Origin of the sequence: Rhodococcus sp. R1101 (assembly GCF_000278445.1) — a bacterium.
Classification (GTDB): Bacteria; Actinomycetota; Actinomycetes; order Mycobacteriales; family Mycobacteriaceae; genus Rhodococcus; species Rhodococcus gordoniae.
Map to the genome: position 1 here is coordinate 1 of NZ_AJVB01000727.1, position 1,297 is coordinate 1,297.

Here is a 1,297-nt window from a genome sequence, read left to right on the forward strand (position 1 = left end):
ACTGCGCTCAGAACAAGGTCAATTCGGCGTCGCCGGCGCGCTTCGGCGGCTTGTGCGCGGCCACGGGCGCGCTGGGCACCTCGATCGGTCCGGGCTGCGCCGCGATCTCGCGGGCGGCCTGCCCGGCGAGCGTGTCGGCCATCTCGTTGAAGTGGTTGCCGACGTGGCCGCGCACCCAGCGGAACCGCACCGGCCCGGTGCGATCGGTGAGCTCGCGGTCGATGGCGCGCACGAGTTCGAGATTCTTCACCGGCGCGCCGGTGGCCGTCTTCCACCCCTTGCGCTTCCATCCCGGCAGCCATTCGGACGCGCACTTGATCGCGTACTGCGAATCGGATTCGATGATCATCGGCTCGGCACCGGGATGCGCCCGCAATGCCTCGAGCACCGCCCGGAGCTCGGCGATCTGATTCGTGCCCGAACGCTCACCGCCCGACGCGCTGGGCCCCTCGTGATTGACCCACGCCCACCCGATGGCGCCGCCGGGATTGCGCAGGCAGGATCCGTCGGTGCTCACGATGATCATGCGCCCGACCATAGCCGCACCCTCCGACACCACGAAAGTCGGCTCCAGCGCACAGAGTCGCGAAAGTCGGCTCCAGCGCCCGGAGTACGGTAGTGCGGTGACCGTGTCCCACGAGCGAGGCCGTCGCATCGCGAGCGTGGCGGACGAAGCCCCCCTCGACACCCGCGTGCGCGTGCCGTGGCCCGTCGACGTGGTGCGCACCCTACGTCCGCTGCAGCGCGGGCCGTGGGATCCGTGTCATCGCGTCGTCGCAGGCGCCGTCTGGCGTACCTCCCGCATGGACACCGGTGCCGTGACGTACCGGCTCACCCAGGACGGTCCGCACGGCGCGCGGTGCCTGGCGTGGGGACCGGGAGCGGCCGAGCTGGCCGAACGACTGCCGGCCCTGCTCGGCGCCGACGACGACCCTTCGGCCTTCGCCCCCGAGCATCCCGCCCTCGTCGAGGCGCACCGAAGAATGCCCGCCCTGCGCATACCCCGCACCGGCCGGGTGCTCGAATCCCTCGTCCCCTCCATCCTGGAACAACGGGTGCACGGGGTGGCTGCGTTCGCATCATGGCGGCGCCTCGTCACCCGGTTCGGCGATCCGGCGCCGGGACCCGCACCGGAGGGCATGCGCGTGCCGCCCTCCGCGGCGGTCTGGCGAACGGTCCCGTCGTGGGAGTTCCATCGGGCGAACGTCGACCCCGGCCGCGCACGGACCGTGATGCGGTGCGCGCAGCTCGCCGACTCTCTCGAGCGCCTCGCGCACGAACCGCCCGCCGCCGCCCG

2 protein-coding genes are annotated in these 1,297 nt (G+C 72.2%); one reads left to right on the forward strand and one right to left on the reverse strand.

Annotated elements, in window-relative coordinates:
- Window positions 1-7 precede the first annotated feature (7 nt).
- Window positions 8-526, reverse strand: a complete 519-nt coding sequence (locus tag R1101_RS0123640) for a ribonuclease H family protein (RefSeq protein WP_026003645.1) — start codon at window positions 524-526, stop codon at window positions 8-10.
- A 97-nt stretch (window positions 527-623) separates the two neighbouring features.
- Between R1101_RS0123640 and R1101_RS0123645 the strand changes: the two genes are divergently transcribed.
- Window positions 624-1,297 (forward strand): hypothetical protein (locus R1101_RS0123645; RefSeq protein ID WP_016935641.1); only part of this gene is annotated, 674 nt, incomplete at its 3' end.